Source organism: Streptomyces colwelliae, assembly GCF_048158785.1.
GTDB lineage: Bacteria > Actinomycetota > Actinomycetes > Streptomycetales > Streptomycetaceae > Streptomyces.
In genome coordinates this window covers 1-20005 of the sequence record NZ_JBLTJC010000044.1, presented here as the reverse complement: position 1 = coordinate 20005, position 20005 = coordinate 1, and the positions used below count along the sequence as shown (strand labels likewise).

Below are 20005 nucleotides of genomic sequence, written 5' to 3'. Positions count from 1 at the left end.
GCGGCGCCGGACGGCACGGTTCCGCACGACAGCCGGAAGACCGCACCGGAAGACCGGAAGAGGAGCACGAGCAATGGACACCCGCCGTATCGGTGACGTCGAGGTCAGTGCGATCGGCCTGGGCGGTATGCCCATGTCGATCGAAGGACGGCCGGACGAGGCACGCTCCCTCGCGACCATCCACGCCGCGCTCGACGCGGGCGTGACGCTGATCGACACCGCGGACGCCTACCACCTGCACGCCGACGAGGTTGGGCACAACGAGATCCTGATCGCCAAGGCGCTCGCCTCCCATGACCGGGGCGCGGACGTCCTCGTCGCCACCAAGGGCGGCCATCTCCGCCCCGGGGACGGCAGTTGGACCCTGAACGGCAGCCCCGCCTACCTGAAGGAGGCCTGCGAGGCATCCCTGCGCCGGCTCGGCGTGGAGGCCATCGGGCTCTACCAGTTCCACCGTCCCGACCCGAGCGTCCCGTACGCGGACTCGGTCGGCGCCGTACGGGAGTTGCTCGACGAGGGCAAGATCCGCCTGGCCGGTATCTCGAACGCGGACCCGGAGCAGATCCGGCTGGCGAACGAGATCCTCGACGGCCGACTGGTCTCCGTGCAGAACCAGTTCTCCCCGGCCTTCCGCTCCAGCGAGCCGGAGCTGGACCTGTGCGACGAACTCGGCATCGCGTTTCTGCCCTGGAGCCCCCTCGGCGGCATCGCCCGCGCCGGTGAACTCGGCTCCGCCTACGCGCCGTTCGCCCGGATCGCCGAGAAGCACGGCGTCAGCCCGCAGCGCGTGTGCCTGGCCTGGATGCTCGCCAAGTCCCCGGTCGTCGTACCGATCCCGGGCGCCAGCCGCCCCGAGACGATCCGCGACTCCGCCGCCGCACCCGAACTCACCCTCTCCGCCGAGGAGATCGCGGAGCTGGACGCCGTCTGAGAAAGCCGTGACGCCTGAGGTGCCATCGCGGCGGGCAAGGATGGAAAGCGCTTGCCCGCCGCCCGGTCGCAGGGGAAGGATCACTGCCCATGGCGTCATCCACGGAGAAACCGCTCGACCACCACTACCGCGACGAACACCCGATCCGCACCCTCGCCTACCTCTTCCGTGCCGACCGAAGACGACTGGCCCTGGCCGTCGCCGTGTTCACGGTCAAGCACAGCCCCATCTGGCTGCTCCCCCTGATCACCGCGTCGATCATCGACACGGTCGTCCAGCATCAGCCGGTCAGCGGAATCTGGATCAGCACCGGCATCATCCTGTTCATCCTGCTGATCAACTACCCCCTGCACGTGCTCTACGTCCGTCTCCTCTACGGCAGCGTCCGCCGCATGGGCACCGACCTGCGCTCGGCACTGTGCACCCGCATGCAGCAGCTCTCCATCGGCTACCACTCACGGGTCAGCGCCGGGGTGCTCCAGGCCAAGGTCGTGCGGGACGTGGAGACGGTCGAGCAGATGGTCCAGCAGACCGCGGAGACCGGGCTCGGCGCGATCACCGTGCTCACCGGCGGACTGGTCATCATCGGCTTCCGCACACCGGAGTTCGTGCCCGTCTTCATCGTCGTCGTACCGGTCGCCGCGCTGCTCGTCTCCCGGCTCAAGGCACGCCTGCGCACCCACAACGAGCAGTTCCGCCACGAGGTCGAGACCCTCTCCTCACGGGTGACGGAGATGACCCGCCTCATCCCGGTCACCCGCGCCCACGGCCTGGAGGGCAAGGCCCTGCGCCGCATGGACGGCACCCTGCGCCGCCTCCTCACCTCCGGCAACCGCCTCGACCTCCTCAACGGCCGCTTCGGCTCGCTCGCCTGGGTCGTCCTCAACGTCGTCGGCGTCCTGGTCCTCGCCGGCGCGGCCCTGGTGTCGTACTACGGCGCCTGGGGAGTCACCGCCGGCGACGTCGTGATGCTGAGCGCCTTCCTGACCACTCTCACCAACTCCACCACGACCCTCACGACCCTGGCCCCGGTCATCACCAAGGGCCTGGAATCGGTCCGTTCGGTCGGCGAGGTGCTCCAGGCGCCCGAGTTGGAGGACAACGAGGGCAAGACGGAGGTCGCAGAGGTGCGCGGAGCCGTCACCTTCCAGCGCGTCGGCCACACCTACGACGAGCAACTCCGGCCCGCCGTGCACGACTTCACCCTCACCGTCGCACCCGGCGAGACCGTCGCCCTCGTCGGCGCGTCCGGCGCCGGCAAGTCCACCGTCCTCAACCTCGTCATCGGCTTCATCCGCCCCACCACCGGCCAACTGCTCCTCGACGGCACCGACATGAACACCCTCGACCTGCGCACGTACCGCCGCTTCGTCTCGGTCGTCCCGCAGGAGTCGATCCTCTTCGACGGCACGATCCGCGACAACGTGGCCTACGGCATGGACGACGCCGACGAGGATGCGGTGCGCGCGGCGCTGCGGGATGCCAACGCCCTCGAGTTCGTGGACAAGTTGCCGCAGGGACTGGAGACCCTGGTCGGTGAACGCGGGGCCCGGCTCTCCGGCGGTCAGCGTCAACGCCTCGCCATCGCACGGGCGTTGATCCGCGACCCCAAGGTACTCGTCCTGGACGAGGCGACCTCGGCGCTGGACACCCGCTCGGAGGCGCTCGTCCAGCAGGCCCTCGCCCGGCTGCTGCGCGGCCGTACGACATTCGTGGTGGCGCACCGGCTGTCCACCGTCCGAGGCGCCGACCGGATCGTCGTCATGGGCGACGGGGAGATCCTGGAGGTCGGCACGCACGACGAACTCCTGCGCCGGGGCGGGGCGTACACGGCACTGCACAGTGGGCAGGTCGCCTGATCCGGGTCCGGTGTGACGGGCGTCAACAGCGTGGCGCGGTCTCGTGGTCCCGCCGGACCCGGATCGCCCAGGCGGAGCGGCATCGCCCGCAGGCCGCGCATGAGCTCGCGGACGTCAGTTGTACCCGCTTCAGTCGACCCGCCGAAGTTCAACGACCGGGATGACCCTGGCTGCCATGCGCTGGTACTCGGCAAAGTGCGGCGCCACGGCGATCTGCTTGGCGAAATACTCGTCGCGTTCAGTGCCCGAAAGAGGCAGCGCGACCACCTCGAACGTCTCGGTGCCGAGCTCGACCGTGGTTCTCGGGTTGGCGAGAAGGTTGTGGTACCAGGCAGGGTTGTCGTCGGCCCCGCCCTTGGTGGCGAACACGAAGATCCGGCCGTCCTCGGCGAAGTAGGCGAGCGGCGTGATCCGCTGGACACCGGACCTGGCGCCGACATGGTGCACCAGGACCAGCGGTGTGCCCGCGAATACCCCGCCGACTTTGCCGGCGTTGTCGCGAAACTCTGCGACGACTTTCCTGTTCATCTCGTTGAAGTCCATTGACTCTGTCATTCGAGGCCTCCTTCGGCTGTCGCGGGCTGGACCTCTCCGGGCCTGCGTTTCAACGGGCGCCCGCCGCCTGGATTTCGGCTATCAGGGTCTGGATCGTGAGAGCGTGCGCGAAGTCCGGGACTTCGCGGGAGTCCTTGGCCAGATCCTCGGCGAACGCCGCGTACAGTGCGGCGACGTTGCGGGCAGGTCCACCCGGGATGGCGGCGAGTTCCGGGTCGGCAGGCCGCGGCAACTCCAGATGGCTCAGAGTCTTTTCCGGGGCACTCGCGCCTGCCAAGGCCAATTCGGTGGTCTGGATGTTCCCGTTCGCCATCGGGCTGGTCAGCAACAGGTCGCCCGATGTGCCGTTGATCTCCCATCGCAGATCACCGGCGCGAGACAAGCCGCCGCGGTAGAAGACCGACGCGATGGCTCCTGACCGTAGACCGGCCGTCACGGCGATGTGATCCGGCGCTGTCACCGGCACGACCGTTCCCTCGTCTGCGATCTGGACTACTTCGCGGCCGATTCCGAGAGTTGCGGTGACGCTGGTGATATCGCCGAGTACGTAGGTGAGGGCGTCGAGGGCGTGCCCCGTCGGCACAGTGAGAGTGGTCGCGCCGTTGGCGGCGTCGAACATGTAGGCGTGAGCTCGGTCTGTCGTCGCTCCCCAGGCCACGCCGGACCCGATCAGCGTGGTTGCCAATGTCCGGCCGAGGTAGCCCTCGTCGACAAGGTCATGCATGCGGTGCACCGCGGGCGCGAACCTCGACTGGAGTCCGATGACTGTGCGCACGCCATTGGCCTCGGCAAGCTCGGCCAGTGTTCTGGCTTCCGTCGCCGTGGCACCCAGTGGCCATTCGCTGTAGACCATTTTGCCCGCCGCGAGCGCCTGCTTGACGAGGTCATAGTGCTGGGTGACCTTGACGGCGACAACCACAAGATCGACGCCGGGGTGGTCGATCACCATGCGTGCGTCGTCGAAGCCCTCGACGCCGTAGGCCTGTGCGGCGGCATCGGCGGACGCCTGTCGGCTCGTCGCGACCGCGCGCAACTCGAAGCCGCGCAACGCACGCAGGGCAGGGATGTGCGAGTTCGCGGCCCAACTGTCCGGCCCCGGGCTGGCGCCGATTACGCCGACACCTATGGGGTTTGGCATATCTCTCTCTTCTCGGGAAGTGCCGGGTGCGCTCAGAATTCGAGGACGAGGCGTCCCCGAACTCCGCCTGCCTCGAGCCGACGATGCGTTTCGGCGGCCTCGCTCGCGGGATGGACCGCAGCCACTCGCATCGAGAGCTTGCCCTCTTCCACCAGAATGCGGAGTTGCTCCAACTTGTCGGTGGCGAACCGGTATTCGGGCACCCAGACGTCGCGGACATGCACTCCGGCCCGGCCCGACAGCGGTTTCGTACCCCGTTCCTTCGGCCCCCGCAAGATCGCGAGCTGACCGCCCAGCCGGATCGCCGGCTCGACCTGAGCGCCCAGGAGAGCAGTGTCGATCACCGCGTCGACACCCTCTGGTCGCACCTCCAGGATCCGGTCCGCGATGCCGTCGCCTCGAGCGACGACCACGTCGGCACCCAGGCCGCGCACCAGATCGACGTCGACTGCGGCAGCGTCGGCGATCACCCGAAGGCCGTCGGCCTTCGCAAGTTCCACCGCGTAGCCCCCCACGGCGCCGGCCGCACCGGTGATCGCGATCCAGGCACCGGGCGGGAGCGACAGCACGTCGAGCGCAAGACGCGCGGTGAGCCCGTTCATCGGCACCGTCGCGGCCTCGACGTGCCGCGCTCCCTCGGGGGAGCGACTCACCTGCCGTGAGTCGAGCACCACGAACTCGGCGTAGGCGCCGCCCGAGGCGTCGATGGGGACGACCATGGCCATCACGCGGTCACCGGGTTCGAGGTCGGTGTCGGTCTCCTCGCCGATCTCGTCGATGACTCCGGCCAGATCCATGCCGGGCCGGTAGGGCCGAGGGACCACCTCGGACAGTGCTTCATCGGTGTCGCCGATCCGCAGGAGGGTGTCGGCAGGGTTCACCGCGGCCGCGTGGACTCGGATCCGGACCTGCCCCGGTCCCGCATGCGGCTCGGGCAGGTCGACCAGGCGCAGCACCTCTGGCCCGCCGTACTCGGTCACGGCTACCGCTTTCACGGATCATCCTCCAGTACCCCATGTGCAGGTCAGTGTCGGTTGAATACCGACTCGATGATCGTCGGACCGATCCGATGGGTCGGGCAAGAGGGCAGTTTGAAGTGCCCTGGTATCCCTGAGGGAACCGCTCCGGGGGGTGCCTGCGGACAACCACGCGGTGAGCGGGTGCAACGACGGAGACCACCTGGAACTCGGGCACGGATTTCGCCGACGCTGTCAGGCCTGTTCGGCGTCGAACGTCGTTCTTGAGTCCAGGATGCCGCCGGAGTTGTCCTCTGCCCAACGCGCCAGTGACTGGACGATGCCCAGCAAGCTGAGCCCGCGCGCGGTGAGGGCGTAGTCGACGCGCGGGGGCTTGGTGGGGTGGACGGTCCGCGAGACGAGACCGTCACGCTCAAGCCTTCGCAGGGTGGCGCTCAGCATCCGCTGGGTAATGGGGCTGGGGCCGCTGAGGCGGCGCAGTTCGTTGAACCCGCGGGTGGTGTCGGCGAGCCTGCAGATCACCACGACCGACCACTTGTCGCCGATGCGCTCCAGCACGCTGCGGATGAGGTCATGGCCTTGTTCGCACAGTTCGGTGCCTGTTTCCCGTGGTTCCGTGCCCAGCTGCGTCATGCCAGGAAGTGTACGAGCGTAACCAGGTACTCGGTCGGCGTCATGCTGTGGATCGCGGGAGCAGCCACCGTCCCGGGGGTCGGTTCCCTCGGTGATACCTGAGCACTTCGAAATGCCCTCTTGCCGCGCTGATTCCTGTTCTGAAGACTCGCGGCACGGGGGTCTCCCCGAGGCGGGCGTCCTCATGGCCGGTCCCAGACCCATTGGCCCTATCGAGCACACGCAGGAGTACGCGGCAATGTCAGCCCGTTTCACCGACAAGGTCGTTCTGGTCACCGGTGCCACCTCCGGCATGGGCCGTGCCGCCGCCGAGCGGATCGCCGCCGAGGGCGCGAAGGTCGTCCTGGCGGCCCGCGGCGAAGAAGCCGGCGACGCGCTGGCCGCCGAACTCCGCGGCAGCGGAGCGGATGCCGTCTTCGTGGCTACCGACGTGACCGTGGAGGCCCAGGTGGCGGACCTGGTCGAGCAGGTGGTCGCCCTGCACGGACGCCTCGACGCGGCCTTCAACAACGTGGGCGCGGCCACCGCGGTGGGCCCGATCGACGGTATCGACGCCAAGGCGTGGGACGCCGATCTGGCGCTCAACCTCAGCAGCGTCTTCTACAGCCTGAAGTACCAGATCCCCTTGCTGCGGGCGTGCGGTGGCGGCGCGATCGTGAACAACACCTCCAACCTCGCCGTCACCGGTGCCGCCGCCATGGCCTCCTACAGCGCCGCCAAGCACGGCGTGGTCGGGCTCACCCGGTCGGCCGCCCTCGACACGGCCGCCGCCGGCATCCGGATCAACGCCCTCGTCACCGGCGGCGTGGACACCCCCTTGCTCCGCGGCAACATGGGCATGTCGCCGGAGGAGGCCGTCCGTGTGGCCGGAGCGCTGCACCCGATCGGGCGGATCGCCCAGCCGGAGGAGATCGCCGCGTTCGTGGCCTTCCTCCTCAGCGACGAAGCAAGGTTCATCACCGGAGCCGCACTCGCCATCGACGGCGGCATGACCGCAGCCTGACGAGGCGCAGGCGCAGGCGCAGGCACGGGCACGGGGCGAGTGGATGGTGCCATGAGGGTGGGATGGCGTCATGAGCGTGCGGTCAAGGAGACGGCGTTCCCGTGGAACGCCGAGCGGTACGCCTGCGGACTGGTGCCGACCACCCGGCGGAAGCGCTCGCGGAACGCGGTGGGGGAGCCGAACCCGGCCTGCTGGGCGATGCGTTCGACGGTGTGGTCGCTGTTCTCCAGCAGGTACTGGGCGCGTCGTACGCGGGCCCGCAGCAGCCACTGAAGTGGGGTGCTGCCCGTCTGTTCGCGGAAACGGCGGCTGAACGTCCGCTCGCTCATGCCCGATCGCGTCGCCAGTGCGCCCAGGGTGACCTCGTGGGAGAGGTTGTCCTCGATCCACTGGAGCAGCGGTTCGAGGGTCGAGCCCTGGGGGACCGGCGGGTGCTGGTGGACGATGAACTGCGCCTGCCCGCCCTCGCGTTCGAGCGGCATGACCGACAGCCGGGCCGCGTCCGCGGCGACCGCCGAGCCGAAGTCCCGCCGGATGAGGTGCAGACACAGGTCAAGACCGGCGGCGGCCCCGGCCGAGGTGAGGATCTGCCCGTTGTCGACGTACAGCACGTCCGGCTGCACCTCGACCAACGGGTAGGTGCGGGCCAGCAGTTCGGCGGCCACCCAGTGCGTGGTGGCGCGCAGCCCGTCCAGCAGACCGGCCTCGGCGAGCACGAAGGCGCCCACGCAGATGGACACGATCCGGGTACCCGCCGCTGCCGCCTCCCGCAGTGCCGCGAGCACCCTGGCGGAGGGCGGCGCGGCCCGCTCCGAGCGCCCCGGGACGATGATGGTGTCGGCGTCCACCAGCGCTTCGAGCCCGTGGTCGACCCGCAACGCGAACCCGTCCGTCCGCACGTCCGACGTCTCGGCGCACACCCGCACCCGATAGGCGTTCCGGCCGTCCGGCAGCCTGGTACGTCCGAACACCTCCATCGGCGTCGCCATGTCGAACGGCACCACATGATCGAGAACCAGGATCGCGACGGTGTGCATGAATGCCACGATAGACGGATTCCCGCCAGTGACGTGACATAGCCTTTCGTCATAGCCATATGGTGAGAGCCAGTGGCGAGAATCCGTTGGAAGCTGTCGTTTCAGCCACTGTGCTCCCGTGCCGGACGTCCCTAGCCTGGGCCGGTGACCAAGATCCTTCTCGCTCTGCACGTCCTGGCCGCCATCGTCGCGGTCGGCCCCGTCACCGTCGCCGCCAGCATGTTCCCACCGGCGGCCCGCCGCGCTCTCACGGGCCCGGACGGACCCGACGCGGGGGTGACGACCGTACGACTGCTGCATCGCGTCTGCCGTGTCTACGGCGCGGTCGGACTGGCGGTGCCCCTCTTCGGCTTCGCGACCGCGTCCGCGATGGGCGTCCTGGGCAGCGGCTGGCTCATCGCCTCCATCACGCTCACGGCGGTGGCGGCCGGCATCCTGATCGCCTTCGTGCTGCCCCGCCAGGACGAACTCCTGGAGCAACTCGGCGCGCGGCGGCCCGTGAAGCGGGCCGGGACCGTTCAACTCGCCATGTTCACCGGCATCTTCAACCTGCTGTGGGCGACCGTCACCGTCCTCATGATCATCCGCCCGGGCTCGACCACGGGCGCCTGACCGGAGAGGTCAACCGGTGGCGCGGACCAGGAGGAGTGCCACGTCGTCGTCGGGTTCCGGGCGCAGCGCGTTGAGGAGCATGTCGCTCGTCTGCTCCAGGGGGCGGCGGGAACTCTGTAGCAGCCGCGTCAGCGCGTGCAGTCCCACGTCGATGGACTCGCCGCGGTTCTCCACCAGCCCGTCGGAGTAGAGGGCGAGCAACGCGCCCGTGGTGAAGTCGACTTCGGCGGTCCCGAAGTCCACTCCGCCGACGCCGAGCGGGACTCCGCCGGGGATGTCGAGGAGTTCCGCGCTGCCGTCCGGGTGGATCAGGACGGGCGGCAGATGTCCGGCACTCGACAGTGCGCAGGTGCCGCGCCCGAGGTCGACGACGCCGTACGCACAGGTGGCGATCGCGTCACCGAGGGAGCCGGTGAGGTCGTCGAGGTGGTGCAGCAACTCCGCCGGGGGCAGGTCGAGTCGGGCCAGTGCGCGGGTCGCTGTGCTCAACTGGCCCATGATGGCGGCGGCTTGGACGCCCTTGCCCATCACGTCGCCCACGACGAGACCGGTGCGGCCCGGTCCCAGAGGCAGCACGTCGTACCAGTCGCCCCCGACCTCGCTCAGCGCCGGCAGATAGCGGGCGGCGATGTCGAGCCCCTCCTGCCGGGCTGGGGCCGATGGCAGCAGGCTGCGCTGGAGGGTCAGCGCGGTGGTGCGTTCGCGGCCGTAGAGGCGGGCGTTGTCGATGCAGATCGCGGCGCGGGCGGCGAGTTCCGTGGCGAGGACGCGGTCCTGTTCGTCGAAGGCGCGGTCGTTGACGGTGCGGTAGAGGCTCAGCGTGCCCAGCACCTCGCCGCGGGCCATCAACGGGACGGCCAGGTAGGAGTGGACGCCTGCCATGCGCAGGGTCTGCGCGGCGCGGCCGTCCCTGGCGATGCGGCGCATCATGGGCGGGTCGACCCGCTCGACCAGGATCGGGCCGGCCTCGCGGACGCACTGGGTGATGATGCGGTTGGGGCCGTAGGTGGCCAGTTCGCCCACCGGGTCCGCCGCGTGGATAGCGTCGGTGAGATAGCCGGCGGCGACGGCCAGCGCGCGGAACTCGACCTGCGCGTCCTCGGTCACCGGAGTGATCGTGCCGTCCGTGACGACCGACTCCAGTACGTCGACGGCGGCCAGGTCGGCCACATGGGGTACCGCGACGTCCGCCAGCTCCCGCGCGGTCTGCTGGAGGTCCAGCGTCGTTCCGATCCGCACCCCGGCCTCCGCCACGACCGACAGATGCTGGCGCGCCTGCGCGACCTCGGCCGCCGCCTGCTCCCGCTCGGTCACGTCCAGGACGGCCATCGCCAGCCCCAGCACCCGGCCCTGCGCGTCCTCGATGCGGTGGTACGACTCCGAGTACGCCCGGTCCACGACGTCGGCCGGCGTCCGCCCCACGGTCTGCTGGTCGAGCAGCGGCCTGCCGGTGATCAGTACGTGCCGCATCCGCGACTCGATGGCCGCCACGTCAAGACCGGGCAGCACCTCACCGACCCGGCGCCCGACGACCTCGTCCTCCGGTACGCCGTTGATGCGCTCCAGGGCCGGATTGACCGCGACCCACCGCAGATCGGTGTCGAACACCGCGATCCCCACCGGCGTCTGACGCACCAGGCTGTGGGACAGCGCCAGGTCCCGCTCCACACCCCGTACCGTCGTGGCGTCCGCCGCCAGCCCCAGCAGATGCGCCTGACCGTGGCTGTCGCGCAGCCGCATCGTGCGGAACTCCACCGACCGTTCCGTGCCGTCCCGGTGCAGCAGCGGGAAGACCCCCGCCCAGCGGGCGCCCGTACCGACCTGGGCGAACAGCTCACGCGCCCTGACCCGGTCGTCGGGCGACACCAGCAGCCGGTCCGCGCGCTGGGTCAGCGCCTCCTCGGGGGAGTAGCCGAGCAGCTGCTCCGCCTCGGGGCTCCACAGCGCGATGTATCCGCCGGCGTCCAGAACCACCGCCGCGACCCGCAACAGGTCCAGCAGCCCTCCCGGGGCGGCCGAGACACCGTCCCCGGCACCGTAAGCGTCCATCCCAGCCGCTCCTTCCGGCGCGGCGAGGCACCACCAAGATCCGAACCGCGGGTCATCCGATTACGGCACAGCACGCCCCGCGGGGCAACACCGCGGGAGGTGAACAGGGGGAGGGGGCCGTATGGAGCACACGCCCGCGCGGACACCGACCGGCCCCCGGATTCTGGTCGTGCCCCGACCCCACCGACCCCAGGACTCTTCATGCCCCTGCCGCTCCGCCTCGTCTCCCTCCTGGTCGCCACCTGCGTGGGCGCCCTTGTGCCCGCTTCGCCCGCCGCGGCCGACGACCACTCCCTCCAGCGCGGCCTCGACGAACTGGTCGCCGCCCCCGACGGCCCGCCCGGCGTGATCGTCGTGCTCCGCGACGGCGGCCGACAACGCGTCCTGAGCGCCGGCACCGCCGACATCACCACCGGCCGCCCGCTCGAACCGGGCGACCACACCCGGACCGCGAGCACCAGCAAGGCGTTCAGCGGCGCGGTGGCCCTGAGTCTCGTACGACAGCACCGGCTCGCCCTCGACGACACGATCGGCGCCCGGCTGCCCCACCTGCCCCAGGCCTGGCGAAAGGTGACCCTGCGCCAGCTGCTCCAACACACCAGCGGGCTCCCGGACTTCAGCCAGAGCCCACGGTTCCGGAGCCTCATCGCCGCCGACCCGCACCACCACTTCGACTCGCGGCGCCTGCTCGACTTCGTGGCCGGCGAACCGCTGCGGTTCACCCCGGGCTCGCAGTACCGCTACTCCAACTCCGACAACATCGCCGTAGCGCTGATGGCGGAGGCGGCGACCGGCGCACGGTACGAGGAGCTGCTGCGGCACGACGTGTACAGGCCGCTGGGCCTGCACGACACGAGCCTGCCGCAGGGGTACGAGATGCCGGAGCCGTACATGCACGGATACGTCGTCGGCGGAGCGTCCGGACCGGCGGACGTCAGCGAGGCGATCGGCATGTCGGGTGTGTGGGCGTCGGGCGGCATCACCTCCTCGCCCCGCGACCTGACCGCGTTCATCAGCGGCTACGCCGCCGGGGCTCTCACCTCGAAGGCGGCCGTGCGGGAGCAGCGGCACTGGATCCCCGGCGCCTCCGAACCGGCCGGCCCGGGCCGCAACAGCGCCGGACTCGCCCTCTTCCGCTACGACACCCGGTGTGGGGTGGTTCTCGGACATACCGGGAACACCCTTGGTTACACACAGTTGATGGCGGCGACCCCCGACGGCCGGCGCTCGCTCACTTTCTCATTGACAACTCAGGTGAACCAGGCGGGGAACCCGGAACTGCTGCGCAAGGTGCGCGCGGTCGAGGAGGACGCCGTGTGCAGCCTCCTGGGGACATACGGGGCAGAGCGCCACTCCTGACCCAGGACGCTCACCTCCGCCGCCTCAGGCGAACCGTTACTGCTCAACCGACCGCGCTGTCCGACCCGTTGACGAGGCCCTCCCGTTCCGCGGCGGCGGGCAGGGCCAGCCACTCCGCGATGGTCCGGGCGATCGGCTGACCCGTCTCCGCCTCGACGAAGCCGAACTGGCCCGACTGGTTGCACTCGAGGAACCACCAGGTCCCGTCGCCGTCCTCGGCGAAGTCGAAGGCGCCGTAAGCCAGTTCGGCGTCGCGCATGTACGTCAGGACGGCCGCGGCGATGCGCGGCGGGACCTCGGTGGGACACCAGGGCTGCGCCGAGGTGGCGAAGCGGACGTCGACCTCGGCCGGGTCGGGGTCCGGGGCCGTCGCCGTACGGGCGGCCAGCATCCGGTCGCCCACCACGGTGAGCCGGATGTCGGCGCGCTTGACGACCCGGCGTTGCAGCAGCGTGGGACCGAACGCCACGGCGGCGAAGTCGGTGTCCGGCGCGACCCGGCTCGTCGGCACCGCCCGGGGCGGATCCTGCGGATGGGCGCCGGAGACCGGCTTGACCACCAGGTCCGGGAAACGCCGCGAGAACTCGCGGGCGGCCTGCGGGAACGTGGTGATGAGGGTGGCCGGCACGGGCAGCCCGCTGCGCTGCGCCAGGTGCAGCTGCCAGGGCTTGTGCCGGGCGCGGCGGGACGCGTCGGGGTGGTTCATCCAGCGGGCGCCGGAGCCGCGGAGCATGCCGTAGAGCGCCTGTGAGGCCTCCTCGGTCAGCCATGCGGAGGGCTGGGGCGCGCGGGTCGCCGGGGTGCCCGGTCGGCGCACCCAGATGGACCGCAGCCCGCTCACGCTCACCAGCCGCCCCCCGGCGGACAGATGGCCGCGGAAGGCTCCGTGCACGTACTCGCCGGAGAGCGCGACTCCGCCGGTGAGGTCGGCGGGATCGATCCGGACCACGGGGACGCCGGACGCGTGCAGGTGGACCACCACCATGTCCGCCGTGACGTCCTCTTCGCAGGTAAGGACCAGGACGGTCATTTTCGTCGTTCCGTGTTCAGTCGTCGAAGTGAGTCTTCGATCCCGCGGTGGACGTCGTGGTCCCCAGTTCTCTCAGCAGAGCGAGATCATGGGCGGCGACCCGTCCGTCGGCGAGCACGTTCAACTGCAGTCCGGAGTCGTAGCTGTACGGAGTGGTGAGCTCCAACTGTGCTGCCGGGCGAGCGTAGTTGAGCGCGAACGGTTGCATCGTCTCTCCCTCGTCGGTACTGCCTCGTGCAAGCGGTGGCCACCCTGCGAGGTCGCTTGGCCCGCTGACTTCCGTCTGCTTCCAGAGACTTATACGAATCGAACGAGTGAATGGTTTCCTTACGCTGCGTAATCACAGGAAGGAGTGCGGCACGCGTGCCGGGGTCAGTCGAGGTCGCCCGGCAGCCCCTTCTCCTGCTCGCCGAGGGAGTTGCGCATCGTGCGAAGAGCGAGGAGAAGTACGGCGATGTCGTCCAGATACACGGGATCGGGCATCAGATCGGTCGGCAGTACGAAGTAGAGGACGGCGCCCCAGAAAACCCATTTGGGGCCGGTCGGAAGCCCTGCGCGCCGCATGGAGCGCCGCATGCGGACGAGCCGCACCAGCACTCCGACGGCCACGGCGAGCAGCACCACCGCGAGCACCGCGACGATGACGATCACGGTTGTGGTCGAGTCCACTGGCGCCCCTTTTTCCGGTACGGCCGCACGGCATGTGCCCTATCCGGATGCCCGGTTACGGCCCCGGTATGGCCGACGAGGGGAACATCACACCCGAACGCTTCGAAGAGTCTTGACAGGCGTCGAGCCCTTGTCGGGCACTGGTACGTTTTCACCGTGAGCGCGATCATCGGCACCGGAACCCACGTACGGATCGGCCTCGACGCCCCACCACGCGTGGCCAGTCTTGGCGTCGGCGTGCACGGGACGGCCGGCCCGCGTGACGTGTTCCGGCTGCCGGACCTCTGGCAGCTCCACCTGTACCGCTACGAGGCGGAGTTGACCGTCGACGGCGTGGCGCACGAGATCAGGCCCGGCCATGTGAGCCTGGTGCCGCCCGGCGCGCTGGTGCGGTTCCACTACCGGGGCCGCTCCGAGCATCTCTTCGCCCACCTGGAACTCCCCTCGGCCGGCGAGCGGTTGACCGTTCCCGTGATGCAGGACGCCGGTACGCAGACGCCCGTGCTGACCGACCTGATGCAGCGGGCCGTGGCGGCCGCACCGCGCAACTCCGCCCGCGCGGCGGCCGAGTTGTGGACCGTACTGTGGCGCGTGGCGGACCTCGCGACCCCGGCGGCCGGTGGGACCACGGGACCGCACCCCGCTGTCGCCCTCGCCGTCGCGCACATCGAGTCGCACCTGGCGGCCCCACTGACCGTCCCCGACGTGGCCCACGCGGCCGGCATCTCGCACAACCACCTCATCCGCCTGTTCCGCGCCGAGACCGGCACCACGGTCGTCGCCTACATCAGGCACCGCCGCATGGAACGCGCCCGGCACCTGCTCCGCGAGTCGACCCTGTCGATTCCGGCGATCGCGGCGGCCGTCGGCATCGGCGACCTTCAGGCCTTCAACAAGGCGTGCCGACGCGAACTGGGCGCTTCACCCAGGGCGGTTCGCGCCGGCACCTCGTGACTCAATCCCGGCCCGCACCCCGGTACACGTCCAACTCCCCGTCCAGCTCGACCGCCAGAACCGTCGCCCGCTCGTCCACGTCGGCCGCGTCCGGGGCGTCGATCCACGTCACGCCCGGCACGTCGCCGAGTCCGCCGATGACGTCGTGGGCGAGTTCGGTGCCGGTGCCGAGGACCGTGACCCGCTTGACGGGCGTACGCAGGCCGCGCACCGACACCGACTCGCGCGGCGGATCGAAGCACACCAGGTACAGCGTGCGGCGGTCTGCGGAAAGGGTGCTGGGGCCGTAGTGGTGCCCGGCGGGCAGACCGGCGAGCGTGCCGTACACCGCTTCGGAGTGCCGGGCGATCCATGCGCCGAGCCCCTCAAGCCGCTCTGTCTGCGCGGGCGTTATCGTCCCGTCCTCCATCGGGCCGACGTCGAGCAGCAGATTGCCGCCCATGCCGATCGTCTCCGTGAAGTAACGCACCAGCTGCCGCACCGACTTGTGGTGCTCGTCCCCGTGCTGGAAACCCCATGAGTCGTTGACCGTCAGGCACAACTCCCAGGGCCCGTCCGGCGCTTGCAGCGGCACCCCCTGCTCGGGCGTCGCGTAGTCCCCGTAGCTCAGCATGCGGGCGTTGAGGACGGTGTCGGGGTTCCCGGTGAGAATCAGTTCCGCCAACTCCCGCATGCCCCACTGCTCTTCACCGCGCTCCCACTCGCCGTCGAACCACAGCAGGTCGGGCCGGAAGCGGTCCACCAGCTCGCCGACCTGGCCGTCGCGGTAGGCGAGGTAGCGGGCCCAGGCGGCCGGGTCCTCGTGGCCGGGGCGTGCGGAGGCGTACGGGTTGGTGCGGATCTCCTCGTCGGGCGGCGTGGGGTGCGCGGTGCTGGCGTAGTCGGGGTGGTTCCAGTCCGAATGGGAGTAGTACAGGCCGACGTTGAGACCCTCCTCGCGCAACGCGTCGGTGTACGGCCCGATCAGATCACGGCCGGCCGGGGTGCGGCGGACCACGTCCAGGTCACCGTGGGCGGTGTCCCACAGGGCCACGCCGTCGTGGTGACGGGCGGTCAGCACCGCGTACTTGGCACCCGCCCGCGCGAACAGCCGTGCCCAGGCCCGCGGTTCGTAGCGGGCGGCGGTGAACCCGTCGAGCTGCCGCATGTACTGGTCGTGCGGGACCTGGCCCGTGTAGAAGGACCAGGACTCCGGCACACCGTCGACGGCGTAGATTCCGTAATGGACGAAGATGCCCAACTTGGCATCGCGGAACCAGGGTTGCATCGGCATGCCGCCAAGCTAGGACGGGCGGTGCCGGGGGCGCGTGGGCGGTGATCACCACTGGTGGTCCATTTTCACCGTCGGCATCGCGCTGCGTAGGCCGTCGGCAGGACCGAGGTGTCTGGAAGTCGTCCGAGTGACGACGTTTCCCTCGGTCCCGACGTCGATCGCCTACCGTTCCTCGGTCGGGCGACCGCCGTCACCCGGCGGATCCTCACGGTCGCTGTCGGTCGGCGGCGCGGGACGCAGAGCCTTCGTCGCGTCCCTCAATCGACCGAACGTCCGCTGGAACGGGGACCCGGCGGGCTGCGGAGGCAAGCCGGACATGGCGCCGGACGACTCGCGCAGCGCGGCCAGTGCCTCGTTGGCCCGGTCCGCGGACTCCCGGTACAGGTCGCGGGACTTGGTCATCGCCTCGAGCGCCTCGGCGTACATGGCCACGAGCCTGCGCTCCCGGGCCAGTTCCTCCTCCATCGTCATCAGCTTCCACTGCTCGCGCAGCGCGGTGACCGCCTCCTGGCCGCCGTCCGGCAGGGGACGCGCGGAGGCGGCGTAGCGGCAGAGCACGTCCACGAGTTCGGTGGGTGCGGAGCCGTCGAGGAAGACGCTGCGCACGGAGAACTCGCGCACGTCGTACGAGGGGGCCACCGGACTGGTGGGCAGGATCACGGCACCGCCGCGCGGCACCTGGAAGTCGAACTCGCGCAGCAACGCCCAGTTGACGGAGCGTAGTTGGTCCGGTGTGGCCCGGTGCTCCACCACGCAGTGCTGGAGGCTCGCGGGCAGCAGCCGGGCCAGGGGCAGCCGGCCCTGCGCGTCGGGGGTCATCGCCTCGTGCACGACGACGTGGATGCTCCAGCCGTCCTGCGCGCAGCCGCGGAACAGGCGCCGCAGGTCCTTCTCGTCGGAAGGCAGCGGATTGACCTGCCGGAAGCGCAGCCCCGGAACCGTCACGTGGTCCCAGCCGGCGTCCGCCTCCTCGGGCCAGAACATGGTCGCGGGGGAGGGCCACCGGGGATCCCAGACCCGCTCGGCCTCCGCGACCAGGAGCCACTCCTGCCCCCCGGCCGAAACGGAGCCGGCCGGGCTCGCACCCGGTTCCGGAGCGGGCGGGAACGTCAGCCGTGCCCGCACGGTCACCGTCCCCTCGACCCGCCACCGGGCCTCGAAGACCCGCTCGCGCGGATCCTCGTGCTGGTCGTCCTCAGGTTCCAGGTGGTCGTCGATGACCTCGCGGTCCTTGAGCCGTTGCAGCTGTCGCCGTACGACATCCGCGGCGTCCTCGGACCCGACGTGGCGGCCGCGAGCCAGCCACACCGTGTGGGGGATCGTGGGCGAAGCTGTGGAGGAGTTCGACATAGGCCAATCTGCGGGCGGGGGCGGTGCTGACCCACCAGTATCACCGTCGGAGATCTTGGCGGGTCAAGCGGGGGGTCGAGCAGGGTCGTAGAGTCTCGTATGCCCGATTTTCCTGGGACACCGCGCGAGCATACGCGCGGGGTGTGATCGGTTCACTCCGGGCGGGCGGGTTTCACGCGTGCCTCTGACGTGGACCTGTCCGCAGAATGGTGGGGCGGACGGGACCCGCCCACCATCCGCTCGGGGCGGGTCCCTTCCGTGTGCCATCGGGTCTCACCGTCCCCGGCGCCTGTCCGCGGCGCCCGGCCGGGACGGGGTACCCGGTGTGGGCGGAGGCGCGCTGAAGCCGGCCGGTACCGAACGGGCGCTCGTCGCGGACGGCGCCTCCAGGGGGACGACCGTCTCCTGGCGCGGCGGCCGGGTGCGCGGCAGCGGCTTGCCGACGACGCGGGTGTGCGTCATCAGCGAGGCGCAGGCCGCGCAGACCTCGGCCAGGGTCCACACCTGGCCGACCGCGGGATCGTGGCGCAGCACGAGCAGCACCGAGCCCGAGCAGTCGATCCGGGTCCCCTCGTGCGCCGCGCAGCGCTGGCGACGGCAGCCGCAGGCCGCGTCGGGGCGTACGGTCGCCGCTCTGACGTGGGCCGCCGCATGGGCTTCGGCGAAGCGGCGCAGGGCCGCGATGTCGCGCGACCGGGCGGGCATGCCGCACCCGGAGGAGCAGCTGACCGAGGCGGTACGGTCGCGGTGACCTGTGATGCGAATAGTCCAGGTGCGCCCCGGCCGGCGGGCTGATGGGGCGTCAGGGTACGCGAGAGCCAAGACCACAGTTCCTTTGAGTGGAGGTGTTCACGCGGAGAAGGCGCTGAGTTAAGAACTACCCGTCGTGGGGCAGTTCACAGCATTTACGGCCCTGAAGTATTCGTTCGACCCCGCGATACGGTCGGCGCATGTCTGACGCGCGGCTGACCACCTCGTCCTTCCTCGTCCTCGGCATCATCGACAAGCTGGGCGAGGCGAGTCCGTACGACGTGAAGACGGAGGCCGCGCGAACGGTCGCGCCGTTCTGGTCGGTGCCGCACGCGCAGGTGTACGCGCAGTGCGACCGGCTGCTGGCAGCGGGCCTGCTGTCCCAGGTGCGGCAGGAGAGCGGCCGCAACCGCCGGGTGCTGACCCTCACCGGCCAGGGCCGGGCCACCCTCCGGAGCTGGCTCGACGACCCGGAGTTCGTGCCGGTCGAGGCCAGGGAGCGCGGCATCCTGAAGCTGTGGTTCGGCGGCCGGCCCGACGTCCTCGCCCCGGTCCAGCTGGGCGAGCACGAGAAGACCCTCCAGACCTACGAGGAACTCGCCGACGGTGTGGGCGAGTTACTGACCCCGGGACAGTGCGAGGCCCTGGAGTTCGGCATCCGGTACGAGCGGATGATGGTCGACTTCTGGCGGTGGGTACGGCACCGCGACGAACGCGCGCAGGACCGTTGACTGCTCCTCGCGGGCGTGAGCGGGCGTCTCCTGCTCGGTTCGGTCAGTGGGGATAGGCGCGCGGTGGCCGCTGCCGGGGCAGTTCGTCGCGGAACTCCTCGATGAGCGAACTCACCTGGCGGATGAGCGCGGTCCGTTCCAACCGGTCGAGATAGAGGTTCCGGCGTGCGAGCCCCGGTGCGTCCACGCAGAAGTACAGCGCCATCAGCGGATTGATGAACAGCTCGCCGCCGCGCGTGCGTTCGGTGAAACGGACGTCCCCGAAGTCCCCGCGTACGGCTGCCGCCACGGAACCGTTGACGATGCTCGGATGGTCCGGCGTGCACTCCTGGGCGTGCGCCACCGCATCGAGATACAGCTGCCCCTCGCGGCTCTCACGCGGCAGCGAGAACGCGCCGAGATAGGCACCCTCACGATCGAGCGCGGCCAGATTCTCCAGCACCAACGAGTGGTTGACCCCGTGATACGCGTCCACCCCGAACCCGAGGCACGCCACCAGCCGCACCGGCACCTCGTCGAGCCCGTTCACCGCGGCGAGGCTGACCATGTCCTCCTCCGGCGTACCCAGCCCGTGCTCGTCGCCCCGCATCAGGATGTCGGTGCCGCCGTCCACCAGCACGACGGCGTCGACACCGCCGAGATGCGCGATCAGCGTGCGGTACGCGTCCCGCAGCGGACCCACACCGGTCAGGGGGAACGCGTACACGGTCGACGGCATGTCGTGCAGGTCGAGCCAGCGGGCGAGGGACCGCTCGGGGAAGTAGTCGCCCCGGGCCTGCGTGCCGGGGCGTACGGCGGCGACGTCCCGGTCCACCCACACGTCCTGGTCGAGGCCGTACAGATCGGCGAAGGACAGGTTCGCGAGGTGCACCTCCTTGCCGGCCGAGCGCAGCGCGAGGGCCAACGGCAGCCCGGCGTAGACGTCGAAGCCGCCGCCCGCGCCGGCGACGAGGATCCGGCGCGCGTCACGCAGACGGCTGAGGAACGGGGGTTCGAGGAGGGAGAACACCGGGGGACGTTAGCAGGCCCGTACGCCATGACGGGCGGGTGGAGTTCGAGCCGTACCGGGGCGGGTCGGTGACGGCAGGTTCCGGC

Annotated in this window: 20 protein-coding genes; 7 read left to right on the top strand and 13 right to left on the bottom strand. The window is 70.3% G+C overall.

Annotation, left to right across the window (positions count from 1 at the left end):
- Positions 1-73 precede the first annotated feature (73 nt).
- Positions 74-931: an aldo/keto reductase gene (locus ACNFOC_RS12255; protein ID WP_416959136.1), complete on the top strand. Its 858-nt coding sequence runs from the start codon at positions 74-76 to the stop codon at positions 929-931.
- Positions 932-1020: 89 nt separating this feature from the next.
- Positions 1021-2790, top strand: a complete 1770-nt coding sequence (locus ACNFOC_RS12250) for an ABC transporter ATP-binding protein (protein WP_416959135.1) — start codon at positions 1021-1023, stop codon at positions 2788-2790.
- A gap of 129 nt (positions 2791-2919) precedes the next feature.
- Here the strand turns inward: ACNFOC_RS12250 and ACNFOC_RS12245 are convergent, their stop codons facing one another.
- The 4 genes from ACNFOC_RS12245 to ACNFOC_RS12230 all read right to left on the bottom strand — a co-directional run bounded on the left by ACNFOC_RS12245 (position 2920) and on the right by ACNFOC_RS12230 (position 6093).
- On the bottom strand, positions 2920-3333 hold the full coding sequence (locus ACNFOC_RS12245) for a nitroreductase/quinone reductase family protein (protein WP_416959134.1): 414 nt from the start codon (positions 3331-3333) through the stop codon (positions 2920-2922).
- A gap of 61 nt (positions 3334-3394) precedes the next feature.
- On the bottom strand, positions 3395-4483 hold the full coding sequence (locus ACNFOC_RS12240) for a Gfo/Idh/MocA family protein (protein WP_416959133.1): 1089 nt from the start codon (positions 4481-4483) through the stop codon (positions 3395-3397).
- 32 nt (positions 4484-4515) lie between these two features.
- Positions 4516-5478, bottom strand: a complete 963-nt coding sequence (locus tag ACNFOC_RS12235; protein ID WP_416959132.1) for an NADP-dependent oxidoreductase — start codon at positions 5476-5478, stop codon at positions 4516-4518.
- A 216-nt stretch (positions 5479-5694) separates the two neighbouring features.
- The gene (locus tag ACNFOC_RS12230) at positions 5695-6093 is read right to left on the bottom strand and encodes a winged helix-turn-helix transcriptional regulator (protein ID WP_416959131.1); all 399 of its coding nucleotides are present in this window, start codon (positions 6091-6093) and stop codon (positions 5695-5697) included.
- 238 nt (positions 6094-6331) lie between these two features.
- On the opposite strand from ACNFOC_RS12230, the gene ACNFOC_RS12225 reads away from it, so the two are divergent.
- Positions 6332-7096 (top strand): SDR family oxidoreductase, encoded by a 765-nt coding sequence (locus ACNFOC_RS12225; protein ID WP_416959130.1) that lies wholly within the window; start codon positions 6332-6334, stop codon positions 7094-7096.
- Between the two features lie 68 nt (positions 7097-7164).
- On the opposite strand, the gene ACNFOC_RS12220 is transcribed toward ACNFOC_RS12225, so the two are convergent.
- A complete protein-coding gene (locus ACNFOC_RS12220) occupies positions 7165-8133 on the bottom strand; it encodes a GlxA family transcriptional regulator (protein ID WP_416959129.1) in 969 nt (322 codons plus the stop codon).
- 144 nt (positions 8134-8277) lie between these two features.
- Between ACNFOC_RS12220 and ACNFOC_RS12215 the strand changes: the two genes are divergently transcribed.
- Positions 8278-8745: a hypothetical protein gene (locus ACNFOC_RS12215; protein ID WP_416959128.1), complete on the top strand. Its 468-nt coding sequence runs from the start codon at positions 8278-8280 to the stop codon at positions 8743-8745.
- 9 nt (positions 8746-8754) lie between these two features.
- On the opposite strand, the gene ACNFOC_RS12210 is transcribed toward ACNFOC_RS12215, so the two are convergent.
- Positions 8755-10794, bottom strand: coding sequence for a SpoIIE family protein phosphatase (locus tag ACNFOC_RS12210; RefSeq protein WP_416959127.1), 2040 nt, complete (start codon positions 10792-10794; stop codon positions 8755-8757).
- Positions 10795-10995: 201 nt separating this feature from the next.
- Between ACNFOC_RS12210 and ACNFOC_RS12205 the strand changes: the two genes are divergently transcribed.
- Complete coding sequence (locus ACNFOC_RS12205; RefSeq protein WP_416959126.1) at positions 10996-12153, top strand: serine hydrolase domain-containing protein; 1158 nt, start codon at positions 10996-10998, stop codon at positions 12151-12153.
- Positions 12154-12196: 43 nt separating this feature from the next.
- Here the strand turns inward: ACNFOC_RS12205 and tgmB are convergent, their stop codons facing one another.
- From tgmB to ACNFOC_RS12190, 3 genes are all read right to left on the bottom strand, one after another.
- Positions 12197-13183 carry an ATP-grasp ribosomal peptide maturase gene (gene tgmB, locus ACNFOC_RS12200; protein ID WP_416959125.1) on the bottom strand — a complete coding sequence of 329 codons (987 nt, stop codon included), beginning with the start codon at positions 13181-13183 and terminating at the stop codon, positions 12197-12199.
- Positions 13184-13199: 16 nt separating this feature from the next.
- On the bottom strand, positions 13200-13391 hold the full coding sequence (tgmA, locus tag ACNFOC_RS12195; protein WP_019070092.1) for a putative ATP-grasp-modified RiPP: 192 nt from the start codon (positions 13389-13391) through the stop codon (positions 13200-13202).
- A gap of 164 nt (positions 13392-13555) precedes the next feature.
- Entirely contained in the window at positions 13556-13852 is a 297-nt protein-coding gene (locus ACNFOC_RS12190) for a YkvA family protein (protein WP_406131107.1), read from the bottom strand.
- A 156-nt stretch (positions 13853-14008) separates the two neighbouring features.
- Here ACNFOC_RS12190 and ACNFOC_RS12185 point away from each other — a divergent pair, with 156 nt between their 5' ends.
- Positions 14009-14806 carry an AraC family transcriptional regulator gene (locus ACNFOC_RS12185; RefSeq protein WP_416959124.1) on the top strand — a complete coding sequence of 266 codons (798 nt, stop codon included), beginning with the start codon at positions 14009-14011 and terminating at the stop codon, positions 14804-14806.
- A 1-nt stretch (position 14807) separates the two neighbouring features.
- Here ACNFOC_RS12185 and ACNFOC_RS12180 read toward each other — a convergent pair whose 3' ends face one another.
- From ACNFOC_RS12180 to ACNFOC_RS12170, 3 genes are all read right to left on the bottom strand, one after another.
- A complete protein-coding gene (locus ACNFOC_RS12180) occupies positions 14808-16079 on the bottom strand; it encodes an alpha-L-fucosidase (RefSeq protein WP_416959123.1) in 1272 nt (423 codons plus the stop codon).
- 162 nt (positions 16080-16241) lie between these two features.
- Entirely contained in the window at positions 16242-17429 is a 1188-nt protein-coding gene (locus tag ACNFOC_RS12175; RefSeq protein ID WP_416959122.1) for a hypothetical protein, read from the bottom strand.
- 273 nt (positions 17430-17702) lie between these two features.
- A complete protein-coding gene (locus ACNFOC_RS12170; RefSeq protein ID WP_416959121.1) occupies positions 17703-18134 on the bottom strand; it encodes a hypothetical protein in 432 nt (143 codons plus the stop codon).
- A 245-nt stretch (positions 18135-18379) separates the two neighbouring features.
- Here ACNFOC_RS12170 and ACNFOC_RS12165 point away from each other — a divergent pair, with 245 nt between their 5' ends.
- Entirely contained in the window at positions 18380-18910 is a 531-nt protein-coding gene (locus ACNFOC_RS12165; RefSeq protein ID WP_416959120.1) for a PadR family transcriptional regulator, read from the top strand.
- Positions 18911-18953: 43 nt separating this feature from the next.
- Here ACNFOC_RS12165 and ACNFOC_RS12160 read toward each other — a convergent pair whose 3' ends face one another.
- A complete protein-coding gene (locus ACNFOC_RS12160) occupies positions 18954-19919 on the bottom strand; it encodes a DUF1152 domain-containing protein (protein WP_416959119.1) in 966 nt (321 codons plus the stop codon).
- Between the last annotated feature and the right edge of the window lie 86 nt (positions 19920-20005).

Coding starts and splice junctions, on each gene's coding strand:
- ACNFOC_RS12210 (WP_416959127.1), bottom strand. CDS start 10,794: ATGGACGCTTACGGTGCCGGGGACGGTGTCTCGGCCGCCCCGGGAGGG.
- ACNFOC_RS12240 (WP_416959133.1), bottom strand. CDS start 4,483: ATGCCAAACCCCATAGGTGTCGGCGTAATCGGCGCCAGCCCGGGGCCG.
- tgmB (WP_416959125.1), bottom strand. CDS start 13,183: ATGACCGTCCTGGTCCTTACCTGCGAAGAGGACGTCACGGCGGACATG.
- tgmA (WP_019070092.1), bottom strand. CDS start 13,391: ATGCAACCGTTCGCGCTCAACTACGCTCGCCCGGCAGCACAGTTGGAG.
- ACNFOC_RS12230 (WP_416959131.1), bottom strand. CDS start 6,093: ATGACGCAGCTGGGCACGGAACCACGGGAAACAGGCACCGAACTGTGC.
- ACNFOC_RS12220 (WP_416959129.1), bottom strand. CDS start 8,133: ATGCACACCGTCGCGATCCTGGTTCTCGATCATGTGGTGCCGTTCGAC.
- ACNFOC_RS12175 (WP_416959122.1), bottom strand. CDS start 17,429: ATGTCGAACTCCTCCACAGCTTCGCCCACGATCCCCCACACGGTGTGG.
- ACNFOC_RS12255 (WP_416959136.1), top strand. CDS start 74: ATGGACACCCGCCGTATCGGTGACGTCGAGGTCAGTGCGATCGGCCTG.
- ACNFOC_RS12205 (WP_416959126.1), top strand. CDS start 10,996: ATGCCCCTGCCGCTCCGCCTCGTCTCCCTCCTGGTCGCCACCTGCGTG.
- ACNFOC_RS12180 (WP_416959123.1), bottom strand. CDS start 16,079: ATGCCGATGCAACCCTGGTTCCGCGATGCCAAGTTGGGCATCTTCGTC.
- ACNFOC_RS12165 (WP_416959120.1), top strand. CDS start 18,380: ATGTCTGACGCGCGGCTGACCACCTCGTCCTTCCTCGTCCTCGGCATC.
- ACNFOC_RS12225 (WP_416959130.1), top strand. CDS start 6,332: ATGTCAGCCCGTTTCACCGACAAGGTCGTTCTGGTCACCGGTGCCACC.
- ACNFOC_RS12170 (WP_416959121.1), bottom strand. CDS start 18,134: ATGCCCGCCCGGTCGCGCGACATCGCGGCCCTGCGCCGCTTCGCCGAA.
- ACNFOC_RS12250 (WP_416959135.1), top strand. CDS start 1,021: ATGGCGTCATCCACGGAGAAACCGCTCGACCACCACTACCGCGACGAA.
- ACNFOC_RS12245 (WP_416959134.1), bottom strand. CDS start 3,333: ATGGACTTCAACGAGATGAACAGGAAAGTCGTCGCAGAGTTTCGCGAC.